This window comes from Marinobacter sp. JSM 1782161 (assembly GCF_011421605.1).
Lineage (GTDB): Bacteria > Pseudomonadota > Gammaproteobacteria > Pseudomonadales > Oleiphilaceae > Marinobacter_A > Marinobacter_A bohaiensis.
This window is the reverse complement of the sequence record NZ_WSSA01000002.1, coordinates 282,166-302,508: the sequence shown is the minus strand read 5'-3', so window position 1 is coordinate 302,508 and position 20,343 is coordinate 282,166. Positions and strand designations below refer to the sequence as shown.

Genomic DNA, 20,343 nt, shown 5'->3' with positions numbered 1-20,343 from the left:
GGCAACAGCAGGCATCGTACCGATGTCATCAATCGGACACATAGCTGCTTTAGCCTGCCAGCAGGATGAAACGACAACCGAGAGAGGCCGGATTCATGACGCAACAGCAACCGCAAACGGAAAGCTGGATGAACGGCGCCGCCATCGTCCTGTCCGATGGCCGTGAAGTACCGATTACCGATGCGATGGTTCGCTCATCGCTGGCACAGCTGGCTGACGCGGACGACACCCGCGAGGAGCCGCTGCGCAAAGTAGGCTAACAGGCGCGATCCCGGATCGGGCCGCCCGCAGACACAGCGGGAAAGTGTTGACATGGCCGGCCAGCGGACGCTTGCCGGCGGATCGACGAAGCGTCAGGTTTTCAGCTTGAAGGCCAGCGCCTTGAACACCTGTTGCAGGTCCTTGGCACCGCCCTTGAGCTGTACCTTGGTGCTGGAGAATTCCCGACGCACGGGATAATCGCGGCGCATGGCATCAAACGCTGCTGCCCGCTCGCTCTCCGGCAGATCGAGCACCCGCCGGTAGCGGGCATCGTCGCGACGCACGTCGTAGCAGGCGCGAATCGCCAGGTGAGCGGCTTCCTGAGCGGTCGCCGACGCTGTAAACGAAAGCTTGCTCAAGGCCGGATCGGCCATAAACTGACCACTCTTCTTGCGGGCCGGCAAACCCAGGAAACGACACAGCGCCTGGTAGATCCGCTCCGTTCCCCCGACCTTGCCTTCCAGGCTGTAGCCGGCAATATGCGGCGTGATCAACCACAGCATCCGGGCCAGCTCCGGGTCCACAGCCGGCTCCCCTTCCCAGACATCGAGCACCGCCCAGGGCGGTTCCGGCTGCGCCAGTCGCCCTTTCAGGGCCTGACAATCCACCACGCCGCCGCGACCGCTGTTGATCAGCAATTGGGAGGCATTCAGGGTCGCCAGGCGATCGGTATCGATCATGTGCCGCGTCGGGCAATCGCCGTCGTCGGTCAACGGCGTGTGCAGGGAAATCACGTCACAGGCCAGGACATCCTCGAGCGTGGCAAAGTCTTCGCCGGGCTCGGCCTGCTGCCGCGGCGGGTCGTAGCGTCGAACCTGGAAGCCCAGGCGGCCCAGCGTATCGGCAAGGCGCTGCCCGACGTTACCCGCGCCGACGACGCCCACCGACAGGTCAGACCAGTCGTCATGGCCGCGCTGCTCGGCATAAATCGACAGGATGCTGATCACGTATTCCACGACGCTGGAAGCGTTGCAGCCCGGGGCGCTGGCGAAAGCAATGCTCTGCCCGGCCAGCCACTCGGTGTCCACGTGATCCGTACCGATGGTGGCGGTGCCCACGAACTTGACGCGACTGCCTTCCAATAACTGCCGATCCACACGCGTGACCGACCGCACCAACAGGATGTCGGCGTCCGCCACGTCGGCCGGCGTCAGATCCCGGCCGGACACCCGGCGAATCGTCCCCATGTCGTCGAAGAAGGCATCCAGTAAGGGAATGTTCTCGTCCGCAACGATCAGCATCTGTCTCTACCTCACGCCCGGCGCGGACGGCGCCCCGACGACGGCCGGCGGTTGCCACCGCCGCCGCCACTACTCCGACGCCGGCGACGCGGTTCCTGGGGCTGGGCCAGTTCCGCCATCAGGCCTTCCTCGGGAATCGTGCAAGGCAGTTTCTGGCTGATGTAGGTTTCGATGGCCGGCAACGAGAAGGCATCGTCCTCGCTGGCAAAACTGACCGACACGCCGTGCTCACCGGCACGCCCGGTACGGCCAATGCGATGCACGTAGTCCTCGGCGTTTTCCGGCAGGTTGTAGTTGAACACATGGCTGACGCCGCTGACGTGAATGCCGCGACCGGCGACGTCGGTGGCCACCAGAGCCTTGATTGAGCCGTCCTTGAAGCGATCCAGGGTTTTCAGACGCTTGTTCTGGGCGATCTCGCCGGACAGCAGCGCGGTACTCACACCCTGGCGGCGCAGATCCTGTTCCAGATCGCGACACTGGTCGCGCCGGTTGGCGAAAATGATCGCCTTGGTGACCTCCGGGCGCTGGATGTAGTTGACCAGCACCTTCAGCTTGTCGTCCTCGCTGACCATATAAACGGTCTGCTCGACGCGCTCGGCTGTCTTCTGTTCCGGTTCGATCTCCACGAATTCAGCGGACCGGGTCCACATGGACGCCAGGTTGAGCACGTCCTGGTTGAAGGTGGCGCTGAACAGCAGGGTCTGGCGCTCTTCCTTGGGCGTGCACTTGCGGATGATGCGCTTGACGTCAGGGATAAAGCCCATGTCCAGCATGCGATCCGCTTCGTCGATGATCAGGATATCGAGCTGATCGAGGAACACATCCTGGGAACCCAGGAAATCGATCAGGCGGCCCGGCGTGGCCACCAGCACGTCCACCACCTCATTGCGCAACTGGTCGCGCTGGCGGTCGTAGTTCATGCCGCCCAGCACGGTCACCACGTTGTGGCCGGTGTGGGCGCACAGTTCCTCGGCGTCCTTGGCGATCTGCAGGGCCAGCTCGCGCGTCGGTGCCAGGGCCAGGATCCGCGGCTCGGAGGCATAGCGCTCCTCCAACGGAATCGGGGACTTCAGCATGCGCTGGATCGCAGTGATCAGGAACGCGGCGGTCTTTCCGGTCCCGGTCTGGGCCTGACCGATCAGGTCATGGCCGGCGAGGGTCAGCGGCAGCGCCTCCGCCTGGATCGGCGTGCAGTATTCGAAACCGATACCGCTGATCGCCTGTTGCAGCTTCGCGTCCAGATCGAACGAGGTGAACGGCGTCTGGCCGTCGTCTTGTGGCACTTCCATCGTATTCAAAGAAACCTCTCCACGGTCTTCGTCCCGCCCTTGTGATGGGTTCGGCGGGAGCAACATGTCATTGTACTCTCATCGAGCGTCTTACGTTCTCTATCCGCTATCCGCGCCCGCACCTCGTCGGCGTCTTCAGGCCTGGAACAGGTGCGCGCCGAACCGGGAACGGCGGTCGTAGAAATCCAGCAGGGTATCCAGGAACATCCGGGCCCGCTCCGGCATCTTTTCCGCCAGGTAGGTTTGGGCCTGCAACGCCACGTTCCGCCGGAAGCGCTCCTCGTCGCAGGCACCATCGCCCGATAGATTGTCGACGCTGATGTGAAAGCGGCGGCCCGCAGCCTCGCTGAACAGCCACTCCAGGGCCTGGGGCTTGACTTCCACACTCTCGAAAGCCGCCTGCTGATCACCGGTGCGCCCGTCGGGACAGTACCAGTAGCCGTAATCGTAGAGCTGGCGCCGTTTTTCGCCGGCGATGCACCAGTGACTGATTTCGTGCAGGGCGCTGGCAAAATAGCCGTGGGCAAAGACAACGCGGTGGTACGCCTCGCTGTCCGCGGCCGGAATGTATTCAGGCTCGTCCTCTCCACGCACCAGTTCTGTTCGCCATCGTGCGCGAAAAAGATCGTTAAAAAGCATTATCAGGTCGTCTGGATGGTGTTGCATGCGTGCGCTATTGTGCGTGTTTCGTCCACTCAATACCAGTATTCGGATCAAGACCGCACCAATGGTGGGATAGTTGCGGCATCCACGGCCCCACCGGGTTGCGAACTTTCTGATACCATTCGACTCTAAATGGCCAGCTCGCGGCGCGCCCGATACGGGCCCCGCGCCGCGCTCCGCTTTCACTGACCAGGCGAGAAGAGTCGACGTTTGACCAGTTTGCCCCCGATATTCCGCTCATCGACACACCGGCGCGCCTTGCAGGCCCTGCTGAAGCTCCTTGCCGTCGTTTTCCTGCTGGCAACCGCTCCGGCACACGCCTTCGATCTCAAGTCGGCAACCGGAAACGATCAGCTCGGTGAATTCCTGCCCGTCGATGAAGCGCTGCCGTTCAGCTCGTCCGTGACGGACGGCGGCGTCGCGTTACGCTGGGACATCGCCCCTGAGCATTACCTGTATCGCGGACGCGTGACGGTCACGGCGGACAACCCGGACGTCAGGATCGGTACCCCAAGCTTCACCGCGCCGGGCCATCTGAAAGACGACCCCTATTTCGGCGAGGTCACAGTCTTTACCGAGCCGGTGACCGCCAATGTGCCGGTCACCCTGCCCAGCGGCATGGACGAGGCACAGCTGACGGTCAGCTATCAGGGCTGTGCAGAAGCCGGTTTGTGTTATCCGCCTCAGAAGCGACCGGTACTGTTCGTCGGCAATGGCGCCGGAGCGGCCGGCGCAACAACCAGCGCAGATCCGGCAGGCACCGTTTCTGCCGACAACGCCAGTGGCATCGCCGCGTTGCTGAGCAGCCAGTCGCCCTTGGCGATTGCCGGACTCTTCCTGCTGCTGGGCCTGGGGCTCACCTTCACGCCCTGCGTGCTACCCATGGTGCCGATCATCACCGCGGTGGTGTCGAATCGGACCAGCAGCACCGCCCGCGCGCTGGCGCTATCGATCAGCTACGTTCTGGGCATGGCGCTGACCTATGCTGCCGCCGGGGTTCTGACTGGCCTGCTCGGAGCCAGCTTCAATCTGCAGGCACAACTGCAGTCGCCGCTGGTGCTGGTGACGTTCGCCGCCTTCTTCTTCGTCTTTGCCCTGGCCATGTTCGACGTCTTCGACCTGCGCCTGCCCCAGACCCTGACCAGCCGACTCGATGCCACTTCCAGCCGGTTGCCCGGCGGCCAGACGCTGGGGGTGTTCGCCATCGGCGCGTTGTCGGCCCTGGTTGTATCCCCCTGCGTGTCGGCGCCCCTGGCGGGCAGCCTGCTCTATATCAGCACCACCCAGGACGCCATCCTGGGCGGCATGGCATTGCTGGCTCTGGGGCTGGGCATGGGCATTCCGCTGATCCTGGTGGCCGTCGGCGGTCGCCGTTGGCTGCCGAAAACCGGCCCCTGGATGCGGACGGTCAAGGCGTTCTACGGGGTGATGCTGCTGGCGGTTGCCATCTGGCTGCTGGAGCGGTTGCTGCCCGGTTGGGTCACGCTCATTCTGTGGGGCCTTTTGGCGGCGGTCACCGGCGTCCAACTGGGGGCGTTCGAGGCGGCCCGTGTCGGCTGGCAGCGCACCTGGAAAGGGGCGGGTCTGGTCCTGTTCGCCTACGCCATTGCGCTGATCGGCGGCGGCCTGGCTGGCGGCGTGGATCCGCTTCGGCCGCTGGCGCCGTTTACCACGCAGCCGACCCTCGCTAATAACAGCACCCACGACGTTGAAACGATATTCCGCCGCGTCGATTCACCGGGGGCCCTCCGGAACGCGCTGGCCGACGCCGCCAGCGCCGGCCGTCCGGTGATGCTCGACTTCTACGCCGACTGGTGCATCAGCTGCAAGGTGATGGAGCGCAACGTGTTCAGCGCGCCGGCGGTGCGTTCAGCCCTGGCCCCGCTGACGCTGCTGCAGATTGACGTGACCGATAACACCGCCGAACAGCAGGCACTGCTGGACGAACTGGGACTGTTCGGCCCTCCGGCAATCCTGTTCTTCGACGCCGCCGGTGAAGAGCGCGTCAACGCCCGCATCATGGGTGAAATGGACCGGGAACAGTTCCTGTCCCACCTGGAGCGCCTCCAACCCCTCTCCGCGGGCCTGTGACGGCCATCCAGCGTGGCGCGGCCTTTGTCCTGGCCGGCGAGATGCTGCTCGCGGTCATGGGGGCGATCATCAAGCACCTGTCGCCGGATATCCCGTCCGCCCAACTGGTCTTCCTGCGCAATATCCTGGGGCTGGCCATCATCGGACCGCTGCTGATCAGCCGCGAGGGCGTGGCCGGCCTGAAAACCCGGCACCTGCGTTTTCACCTGATGCGCGCGGTCATCGGCGTCAGCGCCATGTACTGCTACTACCTGAGCCTGGAGAAGCTGGTGCTGACCGAAGCGGTGCTGCTCAAGCTGACCGCGCCTTTCTTCATTCCGGTCATTGCCCTGCTGTGGCTGAAGGAAAGCACCTCGCGCCTTATCTGGCTGACCATCGCGGTGGGATTTGCCGGCGTTCTGGTGATCCTCGATCCGGCCTCCGCCGACCTGAACGACTACCTGTTTGTGGCGGCGGGCCTCGCCGGTGCCCTGCTCGGAGCCACGGCGAAGGTGACCATCCGGCGCATGGGCGTTACCGAGCCCAGTGCGCGCATCGTCTTCTACTTCGGATTGTTCGGAACTCTGGTCACCGCGCCGGCCGCCGCTGCGGTCTGGGTTCCGCCAGGCCTGTCGACCTGGCTCTGGATGGGTGGGCTTGCACTTTGCGCCACCCTGGCGCAAATGCTGATCACCACCACCTACCGCATTGCACCGGCCGGGCAGATTGGCCAGTTCACCTACTCGTCGGTGATTTTCGCCGCACTGCTGGGTTGGCTGTTCTTTATGGAACCGGTGACCGGTTCCCAGGTGATCGGGTGCGCACTGATCGTCGGCGCGGGCCTGTTCAACCTGCGCCAACGCCGGGCACCGGCCTGACACGACCACAGAGCCGCGCCGGCCGCAATCTTCAGGCGCCCCGCTGGATGTAATAGACGAACTGCGTGTCGGTGTGCTCTTCCTGCAGCAGCCGATGGTTGAGGAACTGGCAGAATTTGGGCACGTCGCGCTGCGTGGATGGGTCGGTGGCGACCATTCTCAGCACCCCCTCGACCGGCAATTCCGCCATGCGATTGTGCAGCATCATGACCGGTTCGGGGCACATCAGGCCCGTGGCATCCAGTTCCAGGTCGAAGGTCAGGTCCGCCAAATCATGTCTCCCCCGCCCTTTACAGGCGAATCGTCGATTACGGTGCTAGATTGAATTATAAGAACAAAGAGTTGCGGAGGCCATGATGATACGGGTACTGATCGAACGCCATATCGCTGCCACCCTGGAATCCGCCTACGAACAGCAGTCGAGACGACTGCTGCAACGGGCCGTCGGCGCCCCCGGCTTCATATCCGGAGAGACGCTGGTGGACGCCAGGGATGGTAATCACCGACTGACATTGTGCAACTGGCGCTGCATTTCGGACTGGGACCAGTGGTACCACTCCGACGAGCGCAAGGACATGATGAACGAACTCAGTCCGATGATGGACCAGGACGAGAAAATCACCATCCTGGAGCAATGCTGACGGACTCTTGAGGCATGCAGGTTACGGTCTTGCCCGCTCAGCTCATGCGTTCGACAAAGCAGGTAATCTCTTCCCGGTCGTGATACAGGTGCCTTGCCCGCAGGCGCACCTGAACGCCGACCGCGTCCAGGTTTTCCAGCAGACGCTCACGGCAGGTTAACCACTCGTCGTAGCGCTTTTTCATCGGCAGTTTCAGGTTGAAGACAGCGTACTTGCAGAGCCGCTGGCCCAACCAGTCGACCACCATGTCGGTGGTGCGACGTGGCTTGTCGACGATGTCGCACACCATCCAGTCCACCGCGCGCTGGGGACGCCACAGGTAACCGTCGGCGCGCACATGCTCGACGTGGCCCGACGCCATCAGCTCGTCGTTCATGGGTCCGTTATCCACGGCGGTCACCAGCATGCCCTGCTGCACCAGCTGCCAGGTCCAACCGCCAGGCGCCGCGCCCAGGTCCACAGCCTTCTTGGCGCCCCCCAGATAGTCAAGCCACTGGGCATCGGGGATAAACACTTTCCAAGCTTCTTCCAGCTTGAGCGCGGAGCGGCTTGGCGCCGAAGCCGGCAGCCGCAGCCGCGGGATTCCGCTCAGCCAGGGCGACCGGTTTCCGGCGTGGCTGAGGCCCACCACCATGCGCTCGAAAGACGGCAGGAAAACTTCCAGGCGCCAAGGGTTGTCGGCGTTTTCCTCCAGAAACCCCGTTTCCCGCAATGCACGGGACAGGGGCGAAGCCCACTTGCGCCCGAAATGGCTGAGATCCCGTTGCTCACTGTCTTCAGGCAGCCGGATCTCGACCCGCGCTGCCACCGGCAACTCAGGCTGCTCCCGGAGCACGTCCAGAACTGCACCCACCCGATCTTCCTGCGGCAGGGGCTCGTCGGCGATCACCTGGAACCAGTCGCGCACGAAGACGAGATCCGCCAGTTCGACCTGGTTCATGAATTGACCGGGCTCGCCACCATCGGCCAGCACGAACAGCACGCGGCCGGCATGGGCTTCAGGCTGGAAATAGCCGTAGCGTCCAGCCGCTGCGGCGGCGTCGGTCAGCTCCCGACCCGCCTCGGTCTCGAAGCCGGCCCGGCAGAAAAGAAGAATCTGATCCATGGTGGTTCGCTCGTTCGGTTGGAAAAGGTCAGGTCGTGAGATCGTTGATCCAGCGCGCCGTGCGTTCCGCCGCCTGGGCGATCAGCGCCTGCTGGGTGAGGCCGGAGGCTTTGCGCGGCTTGAAATCGTGCTCGCCATCCTCAAGCCATTCCACGGCAAACGGCAGGGACGACTCAAAATGCGCCAGGACTTCCTCCTGGCGGCCAAACGGATCCCGCGTCCCCTGGTTGACCAGCAGGGGTACAGCCAGTTCGGCAAAATGGTCGGTGCGCCAGCGATCGGGCTTGCCCGGCGGATGGAACGGATAGCCGAAGCAGGCGCAGCCGCTAACCGGCGCGGCGTGAGAAGCCGCCAGCAACGAGGCGATCCGACCGCCCATGGATTTACCGGCGACGAACACAGGCTTCCGGCTATCGCCGCCGTAGGCCGTGACTTTCTCGGCGAACTCGTCCACCAGCTTTTCCGCCTTGGGGGGCGGCCGCTTCTTGCCATCCTCCCGGCGCCGGGCCATATAGCCGAATTCAAAGCGCACCACCTGGACGCCACGCTCGGCCAGCTCGTCAGCCAGTGCGGCCATGAATGGGGAATCCATTGGCGCTCCCGCACCATGGGCCAGCAGCAATATCGGGCCTGCTTCTCCCGTCTGAATGTCTTCGGCCATTGGTCGTAGCTCCAAAGGTGCCTCCTTCCCGGCCGGCTCGGGCCAACCGATCCGCAAAGCCCGGCAGTTTATCAGCCCTGCCGTGCGAACCCCATATTTGCGGCTACCCTTACTGGAGCGGGGCCAGGGGCACGGGACAGCTGCTGACTGCACGCTCGAGGGACGCGTCTGCTCCTCAAGTCGAATAACCCCCTGTTTGGCAGCTATGTCGCTGATTTGGACGACTTGTTTGCTTGATCCAGATCATTGAAAAGCGGCTACCCATTAACCATACTTGCGAACGCGACATTTCTCCCTCGTAATCCTCTGGCAGGGCCATTATGAGCACAGTGCATCCAACGCTGACCTACAACTACAAGGTAGTGCGCCAATTCGCCATCATGACGGTCGTCTGGGGGATCGTCGGCATGGCCATGGGGGTTCTGATCGCCGCCCAGTTGCGCTTTCCCGCCCTGAATTTCGATCTGCCCTGGACCCATTTCGGCCGACTGCGTCCGCTGCACACCAACCTCGTCATCTTCGGTTTCGGCGGCAGTGCGTTGTTTGCCACCTCCTACTACGTGGTGCAACGCACCTGCCAGGCCCGGCTGTTTTCCGACGGCCTGGCGGCGTTCACCTTCTGGGGCTGGCAGCTTGTGCTGGTGGCGGCCTGTATCACGCTGCCCATGGGGTTCACGTCCACCAAGGAATACGCCGAGCTGGAATGGCCCATCGACATCCTGATCGCCCTCACCTGGGTGACCTACGCGCTGGTGTTCTTTGGCACCATTGCCCAGCGCAAGACCAAACACATCTACGTGGCCAACTGGTTCTACGGCGCGTTCATCATCACGGTGGCGGTACTGCATATCGGCAACAACCTGGAGCTGCCGGTAGCAGCGTTCAAATCCTACTCCATCTACAGCGGCGTGACCGACGCCATGATGCAGTGGTGGTGGGGCCACAACGCGGTGGGCTTCTTCCTGACCGCTGGTTTCCTCGGCATGATGTATTACTTCGTGCCCAAGCAGGCAGAGCGGCCGGTCTATTCCTATCGCCTGTCCATCGTCCATTTCTGGGCGCTGATCGCCACCTACGTCTGGGCCGGCGGCCATCACCTGCACTACAGCGCCCTGCCCGACTGGGCCCAGACCGCGGGGATGGTGATGTCCCTGATCCTGCTGGCACCGAGCTGGGGCGGCATGATCAACGGCATGATGACCCTGTCCGGGGCCTGGCACAAACTGCGCACCGACCCGATCCTGCGCTTCCTGGTGGTGTCCCTGTCCTTCTACGGCATGTCGACCTTTGAAGGCCCGATGATGTCCATCAAGACGGTCAACGCCCTGTCCCACAACACCGACTGGACCATCGGCCACGTCCATTCCGGCGCGCTGGGCTGGGTGGCGATGATCAGTATCGGCGCGGTCTACCACCTGATCCCGCGGCTGTGGGGCATCTCCAGCATGTACAGCGTGGGACTGATCAACGTGCACTTCTGGCTGGCGACCATCGGCACGGTGCTCTACATCGTCGCCATGTGGGTCAACGGCATCATGCAGGGCCTGATGTGGCGTGCGGTCAACGCCGACGGCACCCTGACCTACAGCTTCGTGGAGGCCCTGGAGGCGTCCAAGCCGGGCTATCTGGTGCGCCTGATCGGGGGCGTGATCTTCCTCGCCGGCATGTTCGTGATGGCCTACAACGTGCGCATGACGATCCGCCAGAAGGACGCTGCCGCCCTCGACAACAGCGTGGCGCAGACCGCGTGAGCAGGAGAGAGAGCCAATGAAGCACGAAGTTGTCGAGAAGAACCTGGGACTGATGGCCGTGCTGATCGTACTGGTGATCAGCGGCGGCTTTCTGGTCGAGGTGGTGCCCCTGTTCTTCCTCAAGGAAGTGAACGAACCCATCGCCGGCCTGGAGCCGCTCACGCCACTGGAGATGGAAGGCCGGGATATCTATATCCGCGAGGGCTGCCACGTCTGCCACACCCAGATGATCCGCCCCTTCCGCGCCGAAACCGAGCGTTACGGGCATTACTCGGTGGCCGGTGAGTTCGTCTACGACCATCCGTTCCTGTGGGGCTCCAAGCGCACGGGTCCGGATCTGGCACGGGTGGGCGATCGTTACTCGGATGCCTGGCACCGGGTTCACCTGTACAACCCACGGGACGTGGTGCCCGAATCCAACATGCCGGCGTTTCCCTGGCTGTTCGATCGTCAACTGAACCCGGACGGCATCCAGGGCAAGCTGGAGGCGTACAAGATGCTCGGCGTGCCCTACACCGATGAGCAGATCGCCGCCGCGCCCGACGAGATCCGCGGCAAGTATGAAATCGAAGCCCTGGTCGCCTACCTGCAGCAACTGGGCACTGTGATTTCGACGAAACGGTGATCGCGATGGATATGAACGACCTGCGCGGGATTCACACCCTGCTCGTGATGATCGCCTTCGTCGGCGTTGTCTGGTGGGCTTACAGCGCCCACCGCCGCAAGCACAACGACGAGGCGGCCAACCTGCCGTTCGAGGACGACGACATCGACCAGCGCACTCAGCAGCAGGACAAGACGGAGACGGAGAAGAAGCCATGAGTACGTTCTGGAGCATCTGGATCAGCGTGATCGTGCTCGGTACCGTCATCGGGTGCTGGTGGCTACTCTGGGCGACACGCAAGAGCCAGACCACCGATACCGAAACCGATCGCACCATGGGTCATTCCTTCGACGGCATCGAGGAATACGATAACCCGCTGCCCAAGTGGTGGTTTTATCTCTTTTCGGCCAGTTGCGTCTTTGCCCTCATCTACCTGCTCCTGTATCCCGGGCTGGGCAACTTCCAGGGCCTGTTTGGGTGGAGCCAGGAGAAACAGTGGGAAGAGGAAATGCAGCAGGCCGAGGCCCGCTATGGCGAGCTGTTCGCGCGTTACGGCGACGTGCCGATCCCGGAACTGGCGCAGAACGAGGACGCACGCAAGATGGGCCAGCGGCTGTTCGCCAACAACTGCTCGGTGTGCCACGGTTCCGCCGCGCGCGGCGCCATCGGCTTTCCCAACCTGACCGATGACGCCTGGATCTGGGGCGGCGAACCCGACCGCATCCTGCAAACGCTGCACGAGGGGCGCGTCGCCGCCATGCCGGCCAAGGGACTGATGCCCAGTATGACCAATCAGCAGGTGGATGCGGTGGTCAATTACGTGCTCAGTTTCAGCGACCGCGAACAGGACGCGGAACTGGCCAGACAGGGCGAGGCCGTTTTCGCTCAGGCCTGTGCGCAATGCCACGGCGCGGAAGGCCAGGGTAACCCGATGCTGGGGGCCCCAAACCTGACCGACGACGCGTGGCTGTACGGCAGCACCTACGAGTGGGTCCGGGAAACCGTGGTGTACGGCCGACAAAACCGGATGCCGCCGCAGGAGGGGCGCCTGAGCGACGACCAGATCCACATCCTGGCCGCTTACGTCTACGGCTTGTCGCGTCGCGATGAGTAAACCTGTTTACCACCGGCCCGTTCTCCGGACGGGCCGCGCAACCGATGGCACACGCCACAGCCGGCCGGGCGGCTACGTACCCGGTGCACCATCCGGTGAGCCCGCAAGGCAGCGCAAGACTGTCCGCACTCGCCGGCCGTCAGTACTGATGAGAGGTCATGATGAGCCGTCAAATCCCGGTCAAAGACATTGACCCTGCGACTGACGCTGCCTCCGACAACAAGAAATCCGACAACGTCGAACTCTACGCCAGCCGGAAAAAGATCTACGTCAAAGCCGTTACCGGCCTGTATCAGCGCATCCGCTTTTTCAGCCTGTGGGCGCTGATGGGCATGTACTTCCTGTTCTGCTGGATTCACATTGGTGGCGAGCCGCTGATCTATTTCGACCTGCCCGGTCGCGAATTCCACCTGTTCGGCACCACCTTCTTCCCCCGGGATTTCATCCTGCTGTCGGGCATGCTGATCATCGCCGCCTTCGGCCTGTTCTTCATCACCACCCTGTTCGGACGCGTGTGGTGCGGCTACACCTGCCCGCAGACGGTCTGGACCTTTATTTTCATGTGGGTCGAGGAGAAGGTCGAAGGCAGTCGCAATAAGCGCATCAAGCTCGACCAGGCGCCGGGCAGCACGGCGAAATCCACCAAGAAAGTCATCAAGCACGCCCTCTGGCTGGGCATCGCCTTCGCCACCGGCCTGACGTTCGTCGGCTACTTCTACCCCGTGCGCGAACTGGCGGTGGACCTGTTCACGCTGCAGGCCAACGGCTGGGCCTATTTCTGGGTGTTCTTCTTCACCGTGGCCACCTACACCAACGCCGGCTGGATGCGCGAGCAGGTCTGCCTGTACATGTGCCCCTACGCCCGCTTCCAGTCGGTGATGTTTGACGAAGACACCCGCGTGGTGTCCTACGACTTCAACCGCGGCGAGCCCCGCGGCGGGCGCCGCAAGGACGCCGACAAAACCGCGCTGGGCCTGGGCGACTGCATCGACTGCGGCCAGTGCGTGCAGGTCTGCCCGACGGGCATCGACATCCGCGACGGCCTGCAATACGAGTGCATCAACTGCGCCCTGTGCATTGACGCCTGCGACGAGATCATGGACCGGATGAACTACCCGCGCGGGCTGATCCGCTACACCACCGAACACACGCTCGAAGGCAAGCCATCCAAGCTGTTGCGACCGCGCACCATCGGCTATGGTGTGGCGTTGGCGCTGATGATCGGCGCGCTGGTGTTCACCCTGCTGACGCGCTCCCCGCTGGAACTTGAGGTGCTACGGGATCGCGGTGCACTCTATCAGATGAACAATCGCGGCCTGATCGAAAACTCCTACACCGTCAAGATCCAGAACAAGACGGAAGTGCCGCAGACGCTGACGCTGTCGGTCATCGGCCTGGATACCGCCCGTATCCTGACCGATACCCGCGTGCGACTGGATGCCGGCGAGAATCTCGCCTTGCCCACGGTCGTCGAAGCCAGTCCCGACGCCTTGCCCGGCACCCACAACGACATCGTGTTTGTGGTCAGCGGCGCCGAAGACAGCGACTTGCGGGCCGAGACTGAAAGCCGTTTCCTGGGCGCCCGACGGCGCTGATCCGATTTGCTGCGAGGCTGACACCCATGTCCGAAAATTCCGTCGAAGACCACGGCCCCTGGTACAAGCAGTTCTGGCTCTGGTTTGTGCTGGCCATTCCGGCGGTCACCATCCTCTGGTGCATCTTCATGATCACCGTGGCGGTCCAGACCCGGGGCTCAATGGTCAGCGACGATTACTCCAGGGATGGCCTGGGCATCAACATGGAACTGGCGCGAGACCGCAAGGCCGCCGACCTGGGGCTGAACGGCAACATCCGTTTCGACGAGCGGCGGGTCGCCCTGACGCTGCAAGATGGCGACGGCTTCCCGTTCCTGGTACTCAACCTGTCGCACCCCACCCTGTCCGAGAAAGACCGCCGGCTCCAGTTGCAGCCGGTGAGAGACGGTCGCTACGAAACCACGCTGGCCACGCCACTGGAAGGTCGCTGGTACCTGGATCTGCGCGGACCGGACAACAGCTGGCGCCTGAAGGGCCAGGCGGCCCTGCCGTCCGATGTCGCCCTGCCGTTGCGACCGGCACCGCAGGGGTAAGTCTTGAACGATCACACCTGCTTCCACTGCGGGGAGCCGATTTCCGCCCACCCCGCCATCACTCTGACCGTCGACGGCGAGACACGCCGTTTCTGTTGCCAGGGTTGCCGCGCCGTGTGCCAGTTGATCATCGATGAGCGGCTGACCGGCTTCTACCATCACCGCACCGCCCGCCCCGCCACACCGCAACCGCTGGACGAACGCCGACGCGAACAGCTGGCGCTATATGACCATGAACAGGTGCAACGAACCTTTGTCTCCCGAATCGGCGACGTCGACGGAGCCCCGCGCCACGACGCCCAGTTGCTCATAGACGGACTGTCCTGCGCCGCCTGCATCTGGGTGCTTGAGCATCACCTGGCCCAGCAACCCGGCGTCGAGCAGTTCAGCGTCAACCATTCCACCCGCCGTGCCCGCCTGGTGTGGAACCCGGATCGGGTCCCGCTCAGTCACCTGCTGGAAGCGATCCATGAGCTGGGCTATGGCGCCCGCCCCTACGAGCCCGACCAGGCGGAGGCCCAGCTCCAGCGAGAGAAACGCACCGCACTGATCCGGCTCTGGATTGCCGGCGCCGGGACCATGCAGAACATGATGCTGGCCATGCCGCTCTACTTCGGCCTGATCAGCGGCGTCAGCGAGGCGCAACTCGATTTCTTTCGCTGGGTCAGCCTGCTGGTGGCAACACCGGTGGTGATGTACAGCGCCCGTCCGTTTTTCCGGAACGCACTGCGGGACCTGCGCAGCCGTCACCTGACCATGGACGTGCCGGTGGCGCTCGCCATTGGGCTCGCTTACGTGGCCAGCGCCTGGGTTACCGTGGCCGGCGGCGAAGAGGTGTACTTCGAGTCGGTCTGCATGTTCACCTTTTTCCTGTCCCTGGGTCGCTACATCGAAATGCAGGCCCGCTACCGGGCGGGGTTGAGCAGCGGCGCGCTGGCCTCATCGCCACCGCCGATCGCCACCCGGGAAACCGTCACCGGCTTCGAGGTGGTGCCGGTGCAGCAGTTGCACCCCGGCGATCGCGTCCGGATCAGGCCCGGCGAGGTGGTTCCGGTGGACGGCATCATCGAGTCGGGACATTCCACTCTCAACGAGGCCGCGCTCACCGGCGAATACCTGCCCGAAGCCCGCGGGCCCGGCTGCCGGGCCCATGCCGGGTCGATCAATGGCGAAAACCCGCTCACGGTGCGCGTGGAACGGGTGGGCCAGCAGACGCGGTTATCGTCCATCCTGCGGATCCTGGATCGGGTACAGGCCGAGAAACCCAGGGTGTCGCAGCTGGCGGACCGGGTGGCCGGCGTGTTCGTCAGCCGCATCCTGCTGATTGCGCCCGCCGTCTGGCTGGGCTGGTGGCTGGCCGGCTCCGGCACCGCCTTCGACACCGCCCTGTCGGTGCTGGTCGTGACCTGCCCCTGTGCCCTGTCGCTGGCGACGCCCACGGCCCTGACAACGGCGACCGTGCGCCTGCGCCGTGCCGGATTCCTGCCGACGCGGGGGCATACCCTCGAGTCACTCAACCGCATCGACACGGTCGTATTCGACAAGACCGGCACCCTGACCCGGGGCCGGCTGAGCCTGACCGGGATGGAAACCCTGGGTAGCCTGTCCGAAGACACATGCCGCGCACTGGCGGGCGGCCTGGAACAGTTCTCCGAGCACCCTGTTGGCCAGGCACTCAAGGCCATGGCGCGCCCGGATCTGCGAATCGACGACGTAGCCAACCATCTGGCCGGCGGCCTGACCGGGCAATGGCAAGGTCGCACCTACGCGATCGGCCACCGGGATTTTGTCGCCGAACAGACCGGTGTCGAGTTACCCGACCCCAATGACGACGGCCTGACGGTCTTCCTGGCGAGCGAGGCCGAACCGCTGGCCAGCTTCCTGCTCGACGACGCCGTCCGCGCCGATGCCCGGGACACGATCCAGAGCTTCCGCGACCGCGGCATCCACACCGTTTTGCTCAGTGGCGATCGCTCGGGGCATGTCGAGAAAGTCGGTCGGGCGCTCGGCATAGACACGGTATGCGGTCAGGCATCGCCGGAGGAGAAGCTGGCGTTCCTGCGCCGCCTGGAAGATCAGGACCGCCACGTACTGATGGTGGGCGACGGCCTCAACGACCTGCCGGTGATGGCCGGGGCCGAGGTGTCGGTGGCGGTCGACAGCGCCACCGACCTGACCCGGCTAAAAGCCGACGCCGTGCTGCTGGGCGACCAGCTGACGCCCCTGGCAACGGCCCTGGACACCGCCCGCCAAACGCGCCGGATCATTCGCCAGAACATGGCCTGGGCACTGTGCTATAACCTGTGCGCACTGCCCCTGGCCGCAGCCGGTCTGGTGCCGCCCTGGCTGGCCGCTCTGGGCATGTCCGCCAGCTCGCTGATCGTGGTGCTAAACGCCCTGAGACTGGGTCAACCTGACGCCAGAAAGCCAGACCGCGCTGCGCAAGACGGGTTGGCCGGCTCCATCCGGCCTGATACCGTGACCTGAACGACGATCCAGTCGATCGCATGCCTTTTGTGGCGTCAACGCGGTCTTCAGAAACGACTTCAATCAACGGATAAACGAGAGATCCGCCGTGGAAATCGTCTACCTGCTCGTCCCCGTTACCCTGATGCTGGTCGGTCTCGGCATTGCGGTATTCTGCTGGGCCGTGAAGAGCGGTCAGTACGATGACCTGGAAGGGCCGGCCCACCGCATTCTCTACGACGACGACGCCGACATGATCCCCGACGACGCCAAGACCGATGAGCAAAAAACGCAGGATCGCCGGTCACATCCGGCTGCGGGCTCTGGCTCTGGCTCTGGCTCTGGCTCTGGAGAACCGTCCGACACCCATGGCCAGTGAACTGCTGATCGGCTACAGCGGGGCGCTCATGATCGGCTTCATGGGCAGCGCCCATTGCCTGGGCATGTGCGGCGGCATCAGCGCGTCGCTGTCGATGGCCCTTCCGGTGGGGCCGGGCTTCCGCCTGCGCCAGTCGGCCCTGCTGCTGGCATTCAACGGCGGCCGGATCGCCAGCTACATGGTGTTGGCCAGCCTGGTCGCGCTGGTGAGCACCCAGGCGGCCGGTACCTGGCAATCACTTGGCCCGCTGCTGCGCTCGCTGGCAGGCGCCCTGTTGATTCTGATGGGGCTGTCGCTGGGGCAATGGTGGCAGGGCATCCAGTACGTGGAGCGGCTGGGGAAACCGCTCTGGCAGCGTCTTTCGCCGTTAAGTGGCCGACTGATGCCGATCCAGTCGCCCTGGCAGGCGCTCGGCCTGGGCATGGTCTGGGGCTGGCTGCCCTGCGGGCTGATCTACAGCACCCTGGGCTGGGCGGCATTGCAGCCCAGCGTGCCCGCGGCGGCGCTGACCATGTTCTGTTTCGGCCTGGGCACCCTGCCCTCCATGCTGGCTACCGGCTACGCCGCCAGTCAGTTACGCAAATGGCGCAGCCACCCGCTGTTTCGCAGAATCACCGGCGCCTGCCTGATCGCCTTCGGTCTATGGACCCTGCCCGTATCCGGCCTGCTGATGGCCCGCTGATCCTTATAGATGCAATTTTCACAAGATTTTAACGTTCATTTATTGACCAACCGATCGTCCGTGATCTATTGTTCATCATGAACTTAGCGGTTAATTCTAAAGTGAAAGTGGCAGATAGAGATTTAACTGTCTGTCCCTGATGCAGGCATCGTGAGGGCTTGATCCATGTCCCAGGCATCTGCACTCCTTGATCACGTTATTCGCCCCGTCGCCCAGTCGCTCGGCGAACCCCACCCCATCCTTGACGAAATTCTGCTGGGAGCCGCCACCCTGCGCCACTTCGACCCCTTTGCCATCGCCGACGATGAGGGCCTGGGCGTGTTCGGCATTTCTCCCATCCTGCATCGACAGGTGTGGGACGAATACCTGGCGTTCGACCCGGAACGGGCCAGCCGCGTGCGCGGTTTTGCCAGCCAGCATGAGTTCCTGGTGAATCCGGATCTGGAATTGATCACCAACGCCCGTTACGGGGCGGCCGTAGCGATCAGCGCGCTGGAGTGGGTGAAGCCGTCGTGGCCGCGCCCCAACGACGCGGACGGGCTGACACGGCTCTGGTCGAGCCTGCTGCACATCGAGGAAGAGAGTTACCTGGCGCGCCTGCACAAGGCCCTGGCTCCGCTGTGCCTGGCAGCACCGCGGGGCCTGCCTGCGATTTGACGCGGCCGGTCAGAGGTTGAGTACGTCCAGACGCTCGTAGGCGGGCGACGGCTGACTGTCCTGAACGTCCGACTCACCGCCCTGGCGCCAGTCCACTTCCAGCCGCTCGAAATCGTAGATCGCCGGATCCGCCAGGTGCGACGGAGACACGTTGCAGATGGCACGGAACATGGACTCGATCCGGCCCGGATGCTCTTGGTCCCAGGCTTTCAGCATGTCCTTGACCACCTGACGCTGCAGGTTCTCCTGGGAACCGCACAGGTTGCAGGGGATGATGGGGAACTGACGCGCCTCCGCATAACGCTCGATGTCCTTCTCCCGGGCGTAAACCAGCGGGCGGATCACCACATTGCGACCGTCGTCGCTCTTGAGCTTGGGCGGCATGGTCTTCAGGCGACCGCCGTAGAACATGTTGAGGAACAGGGTCTCCAGCAGATCGTCCCGGTGGTGGCCCAGGGCGATCTTGGTGACCCCATGCTCTTCGGCGAAATTGTAGAGGATGCCCCGGCGCAGGCGTGAGCACAGGCCGCAGGTGGTCTTCCCTTCCGGCACCTTCTCCTTGACGATGCTGTAGGTGTCCTTCTCGATCACGTGGTATTCGATACCCAGCGAGGACAGGTATTCCGGCAACACATGCTCAGGGAAACCGGGCTGTTTCTGGTCCAGGTTGACGGCAATCAGCTCGAACGGCACCGGCGCGCTGCGCTGCAGGTTCAGCAGGATATCCAGCATGGTGTAGGAATCCTTGCCCCCGCTCAGGCAGCACATGACCTTGTCGCCGGCCTCAATCATGCCGAAATCGGAGATCGCCTGGCCAACATCCCGGCGCAGCCGTTTCTGCAATTTGTTGAGTTCCAGCGTGGCCTTGCGTTCGTCTTTGAGCTGCTCTGACATAATCCTGCCGGTGATCGGGAAAATGGGGCACGAGTATACCGAAAAGGCCCTCCGCCGTCAGTCATGGCTCCTTCTATTCCGGGTTTCACGTATACCCGACCCTGGTCGCTTTCAGAGACTCTAGCGTCAAGGATGACAATCAGTTCATAAAAAACAGGCCCGGCCCGAAATCAGCCGAGGCACCCAAGGAAAGGGACCGTAATCATGATCGATACCGCCACGCTCGGTAAACGCGAACGTAACCGCCTGAACAACCAGAAAGCCATTCTCGACGCCGCCCGCGACTGCTTCCGGGAAGTCGGGTACGAGCAGACCACCATCCGCGACATCATCCGTCGCACAGACCTGGCGGCCGGCACTTTCTACAACTACTTCTCCGACAAACGCGACATTTTCATCGCGCTTTTCCGCGATTTCCTAGAATCCCTGCGCACGCTGGTGAAGCAGAGCCAGGGCGCCGCCCAAAGCGAGCAGGAACTGGTTCACCATACCTACCGTGCCCTGTTCCAGGCCGCCGCAGCAGACCCGGTCACCTACGACCTGGCCCACCGTAACGACCAGGCGATCCGCGATCTCTTCGGCGCCGGCATCCTGGACCTGGCCACCGCCGCCCTGGATCGCAACATCTGCGGTGCCGTCAGCCGCGACCACAGCCACGGCGTGGAATCGGGGTACCTGACCGCGGCCTGCCGGGGCATTGCCTACGAGGTCAGCCTCAAAGTTGCCGAACGCTGCATGACGCAGCCGTCCCTGGATGCAGAGCGGGAGGCAGACAGCGCCGCTGACTTCGTCCGCGACCTGATCCTGGGCAACAGCGGAAACACCTCCGTTACCCTGCTGAAACGCGCCTGATCAG

The 20,343-nt window shown here is 63.5% G+C and carries 22 protein-coding genes; 15 read left to right on the top strand and 7 right to left on the bottom strand.

Annotated elements, in window-relative coordinates; genetic code table 11:
* Nucleotides 1–95: 95 nt before the first annotated feature.
* The gene (locus tag GQB00_RS01305; protein ID WP_162628822.1) at nucleotides 96–260 is read left to right on the top strand and encodes a PA1571 family protein; all 165 of its coding nucleotides are present in this window, start codon (nucleotides 96–98) and stop codon (nucleotides 258–260) included.
* A 93-nt stretch (nucleotides 261–353) separates the two neighbouring features.
* On the opposite strand, the gene pdxB is transcribed toward GQB00_RS01305, so the two are convergent.
* From pdxB to GQB00_RS01290, 3 genes are all read right to left on the bottom strand, one after another.
* Nucleotides 354–1,502: a 4-phosphoerythronate dehydrogenase PdxB gene (pdxB, locus tag GQB00_RS01300; protein WP_165854967.1), complete on the bottom strand. Its 1,149-nt coding sequence runs from the start codon at nucleotides 1,500–1,502 to the stop codon at nucleotides 354–356.
* An 11-nt stretch (nucleotides 1,503–1,513) separates the two neighbouring features.
* A complete protein-coding gene (locus GQB00_RS01295) occupies nucleotides 1,514–2,794 on the bottom strand; it encodes a DEAD/DEAH box helicase (RefSeq protein ID WP_165856484.1) in 1,281 nt (426 codons plus the stop codon).
* Nucleotides 2,795–2,929: 135 nt separating this feature from the next.
* Nucleotides 2,930–3,433, bottom strand: coding sequence for an elongation factor P hydroxylase (locus tag GQB00_RS01290; protein ID WP_416234141.1), 504 nt, complete (start codon nucleotides 3,431–3,433; stop codon nucleotides 2,930–2,932).
* A 243-nt stretch (nucleotides 3,434–3,676) separates the two neighbouring features.
* Here GQB00_RS01290 and dsbD point away from each other — a divergent pair, with 243 nt between their 5' ends.
* Both dsbD and GQB00_RS21975 read left to right on the top strand, forming a co-directional pair.
* The gene (gene dsbD / locus GQB00_RS01285; RefSeq protein WP_207950695.1) at nucleotides 3,677–5,548 is read left to right on the top strand and encodes a protein-disulfide reductase DsbD; all 1,872 of its coding nucleotides are present in this window, start codon (nucleotides 3,677–3,679) and stop codon (nucleotides 5,546–5,548) included.
* Nucleotides 5,545–6,405: a DMT family transporter gene (locus tag GQB00_RS21975; protein WP_207950578.1), complete on the top strand. Its 861-nt coding sequence runs from the start codon at nucleotides 5,545–5,547 to the stop codon at nucleotides 6,403–6,405. Before dsbD ends, GQB00_RS21975 begins: the two co-directional genes overlap by 4 nt.
* A 31-nt stretch (nucleotides 6,406–6,436) precedes the next feature.
* Here GQB00_RS21975 and tusA read toward each other — a convergent pair whose 3' ends face one another.
* Nucleotides 6,437–6,676 (bottom strand): sulfurtransferase TusA, encoded by a 240-nt coding sequence (gene tusA, locus GQB00_RS01275; protein ID WP_111496488.1) that lies wholly within the window; start codon nucleotides 6,674–6,676, stop codon nucleotides 6,437–6,439.
* A gap of 85 nt (nucleotides 6,677–6,761) precedes the next feature.
* On the opposite strand from tusA, the gene GQB00_RS01270 reads away from it, so the two are divergent.
* Nucleotides 6,762–7,046 carry an antibiotic biosynthesis monooxygenase family protein gene (locus GQB00_RS01270; protein ID WP_111496876.1) on the top strand — a complete coding sequence of 95 codons (285 nt, stop codon included), beginning with the start codon at nucleotides 6,762–6,764 and terminating at the stop codon, nucleotides 7,044–7,046.
* Between the two features lie 37 nt (nucleotides 7,047–7,083).
* Here GQB00_RS01270 and rlmM read toward each other — a convergent pair whose 3' ends face one another.
* A complete protein-coding gene (gene rlmM, locus GQB00_RS01265) occupies nucleotides 7,084–8,151 on the bottom strand; it encodes a 23S rRNA (cytidine(2498)-2'-O)-methyltransferase RlmM (protein ID WP_165854965.1) in 1,068 nt (355 codons plus the stop codon).
* Between the two features lie 28 nt (nucleotides 8,152–8,179).
* Nucleotides 8,180–8,812 (bottom strand): alpha/beta fold hydrolase, encoded by a 633-nt coding sequence (locus GQB00_RS01260; RefSeq protein WP_165854964.1) that lies wholly within the window; start codon nucleotides 8,810–8,812, stop codon nucleotides 8,180–8,182.
* A 320-nt stretch (nucleotides 8,813–9,132) separates the two neighbouring features.
* On the opposite strand from GQB00_RS01260, the gene ccoN reads away from it, so the two are divergent.
* The 10 genes from ccoN to GQB00_RS01210 all read left to right on the top strand — a co-directional run bounded on the left by ccoN (nucleotide 9,133) and on the right by GQB00_RS01210 (nucleotide 18,593).
* Entirely contained in the window at nucleotides 9,133–10,563 is a 1,431-nt protein-coding gene (gene ccoN / locus GQB00_RS01255; protein ID WP_111496491.1) for a cytochrome-c oxidase, cbb3-type subunit I, read from the top strand.
* A gap of 16 nt (nucleotides 10,564–10,579) precedes the next feature.
* A complete protein-coding gene (gene ccoO / locus GQB00_RS01250; RefSeq protein ID WP_165854963.1) occupies nucleotides 10,580–11,188 on the top strand; it encodes a cytochrome-c oxidase, cbb3-type subunit II in 609 nt (202 codons plus the stop codon).
* Nucleotides 11,189–11,193: 5 nt separating this feature from the next.
* Nucleotides 11,194–11,385 (top strand): cbb3-type cytochrome oxidase subunit 3, encoded by a 192-nt coding sequence (locus GQB00_RS01245; RefSeq protein WP_165854962.1) that lies wholly within the window; start codon nucleotides 11,194–11,196, stop codon nucleotides 11,383–11,385.
* Nucleotides 11,382–12,281 (top strand): cytochrome-c oxidase, cbb3-type subunit III, encoded by a 900-nt coding sequence (gene ccoP, locus GQB00_RS01240; RefSeq protein ID WP_165854961.1) that lies wholly within the window; start codon nucleotides 11,382–11,384, stop codon nucleotides 12,279–12,281. Before GQB00_RS01245 ends, ccoP begins: the two co-directional genes overlap by 4 nt.
* 158 nt (nucleotides 12,282–12,439) lie before the next feature.
* A complete protein-coding gene (gene ccoG, locus GQB00_RS01235; RefSeq protein WP_228276642.1) occupies nucleotides 12,440–13,876 on the top strand; it encodes a cytochrome c oxidase accessory protein CcoG in 1,437 nt (478 codons plus the stop codon).
* Nucleotides 13,877–13,902: 26 nt separating this feature from the next.
* Nucleotides 13,903–14,409 carry a FixH family protein gene (locus GQB00_RS01230; RefSeq protein ID WP_165854960.1) on the top strand — a complete coding sequence of 169 codons (507 nt, stop codon included), beginning with the start codon at nucleotides 13,903–13,905 and terminating at the stop codon, nucleotides 14,407–14,409.
* Nucleotides 14,410–14,412: 3 nt separating this feature from the next.
* On the top strand, nucleotides 14,413–16,896 hold the full coding sequence (locus tag GQB00_RS01225; RefSeq protein ID WP_165854959.1) for a heavy metal translocating P-type ATPase: 2,484 nt from the start codon (nucleotides 14,413–14,415) through the stop codon (nucleotides 16,894–16,896).
* Nucleotides 16,897–16,984: 88 nt separating this feature from the next.
* Nucleotides 16,985–17,254: a cbb3-type cytochrome oxidase assembly protein CcoS gene (gene ccoS, locus GQB00_RS01220; protein ID WP_165854958.1), complete on the top strand. Its 270-nt coding sequence runs from the start codon at nucleotides 16,985–16,987 to the stop codon at nucleotides 17,252–17,254.
* A complete protein-coding gene (locus GQB00_RS01215) occupies nucleotides 17,244–17,936 on the top strand; it encodes a sulfite exporter TauE/SafE family protein (protein ID WP_165854957.1) in 693 nt (230 codons plus the stop codon). The genes ccoS and GQB00_RS01215 overlap by 11 nt, the downstream gene beginning before the upstream one ends.
* A 165-nt stretch (nucleotides 17,937–18,101) precedes the next feature.
* On the top strand, nucleotides 18,102–18,593 hold the full coding sequence (locus GQB00_RS01210) for a hypothetical protein (protein ID WP_165854956.1): 492 nt from the start codon (nucleotides 18,102–18,104) through the stop codon (nucleotides 18,591–18,593).
* A gap of 9 nt (nucleotides 18,594–18,602) precedes the next feature.
* Here the strand turns inward: GQB00_RS01210 and ttcA are convergent, their stop codons facing one another.
* The gene (ttcA, locus tag GQB00_RS01205; protein ID WP_165854955.1) at nucleotides 18,603–19,487 is read right to left on the bottom strand and encodes a tRNA 2-thiocytidine(32) synthetase TtcA; all 885 of its coding nucleotides are present in this window, start codon (nucleotides 19,485–19,487) and stop codon (nucleotides 18,603–18,605) included.
* A 204-nt stretch (nucleotides 19,488–19,691) separates the two neighbouring features.
* Between ttcA and GQB00_RS01200 the strand changes: the two genes are divergently transcribed.
* Nucleotides 19,692–20,339 carry a TetR/AcrR family transcriptional regulator gene (locus GQB00_RS01200; protein WP_165854954.1) on the top strand — a complete coding sequence of 216 codons (648 nt, stop codon included), beginning with the start codon at nucleotides 19,692–19,694 and terminating at the stop codon, nucleotides 20,337–20,339.
* Nucleotides 20,340–20,343: the final 4 nt, after the last annotated feature.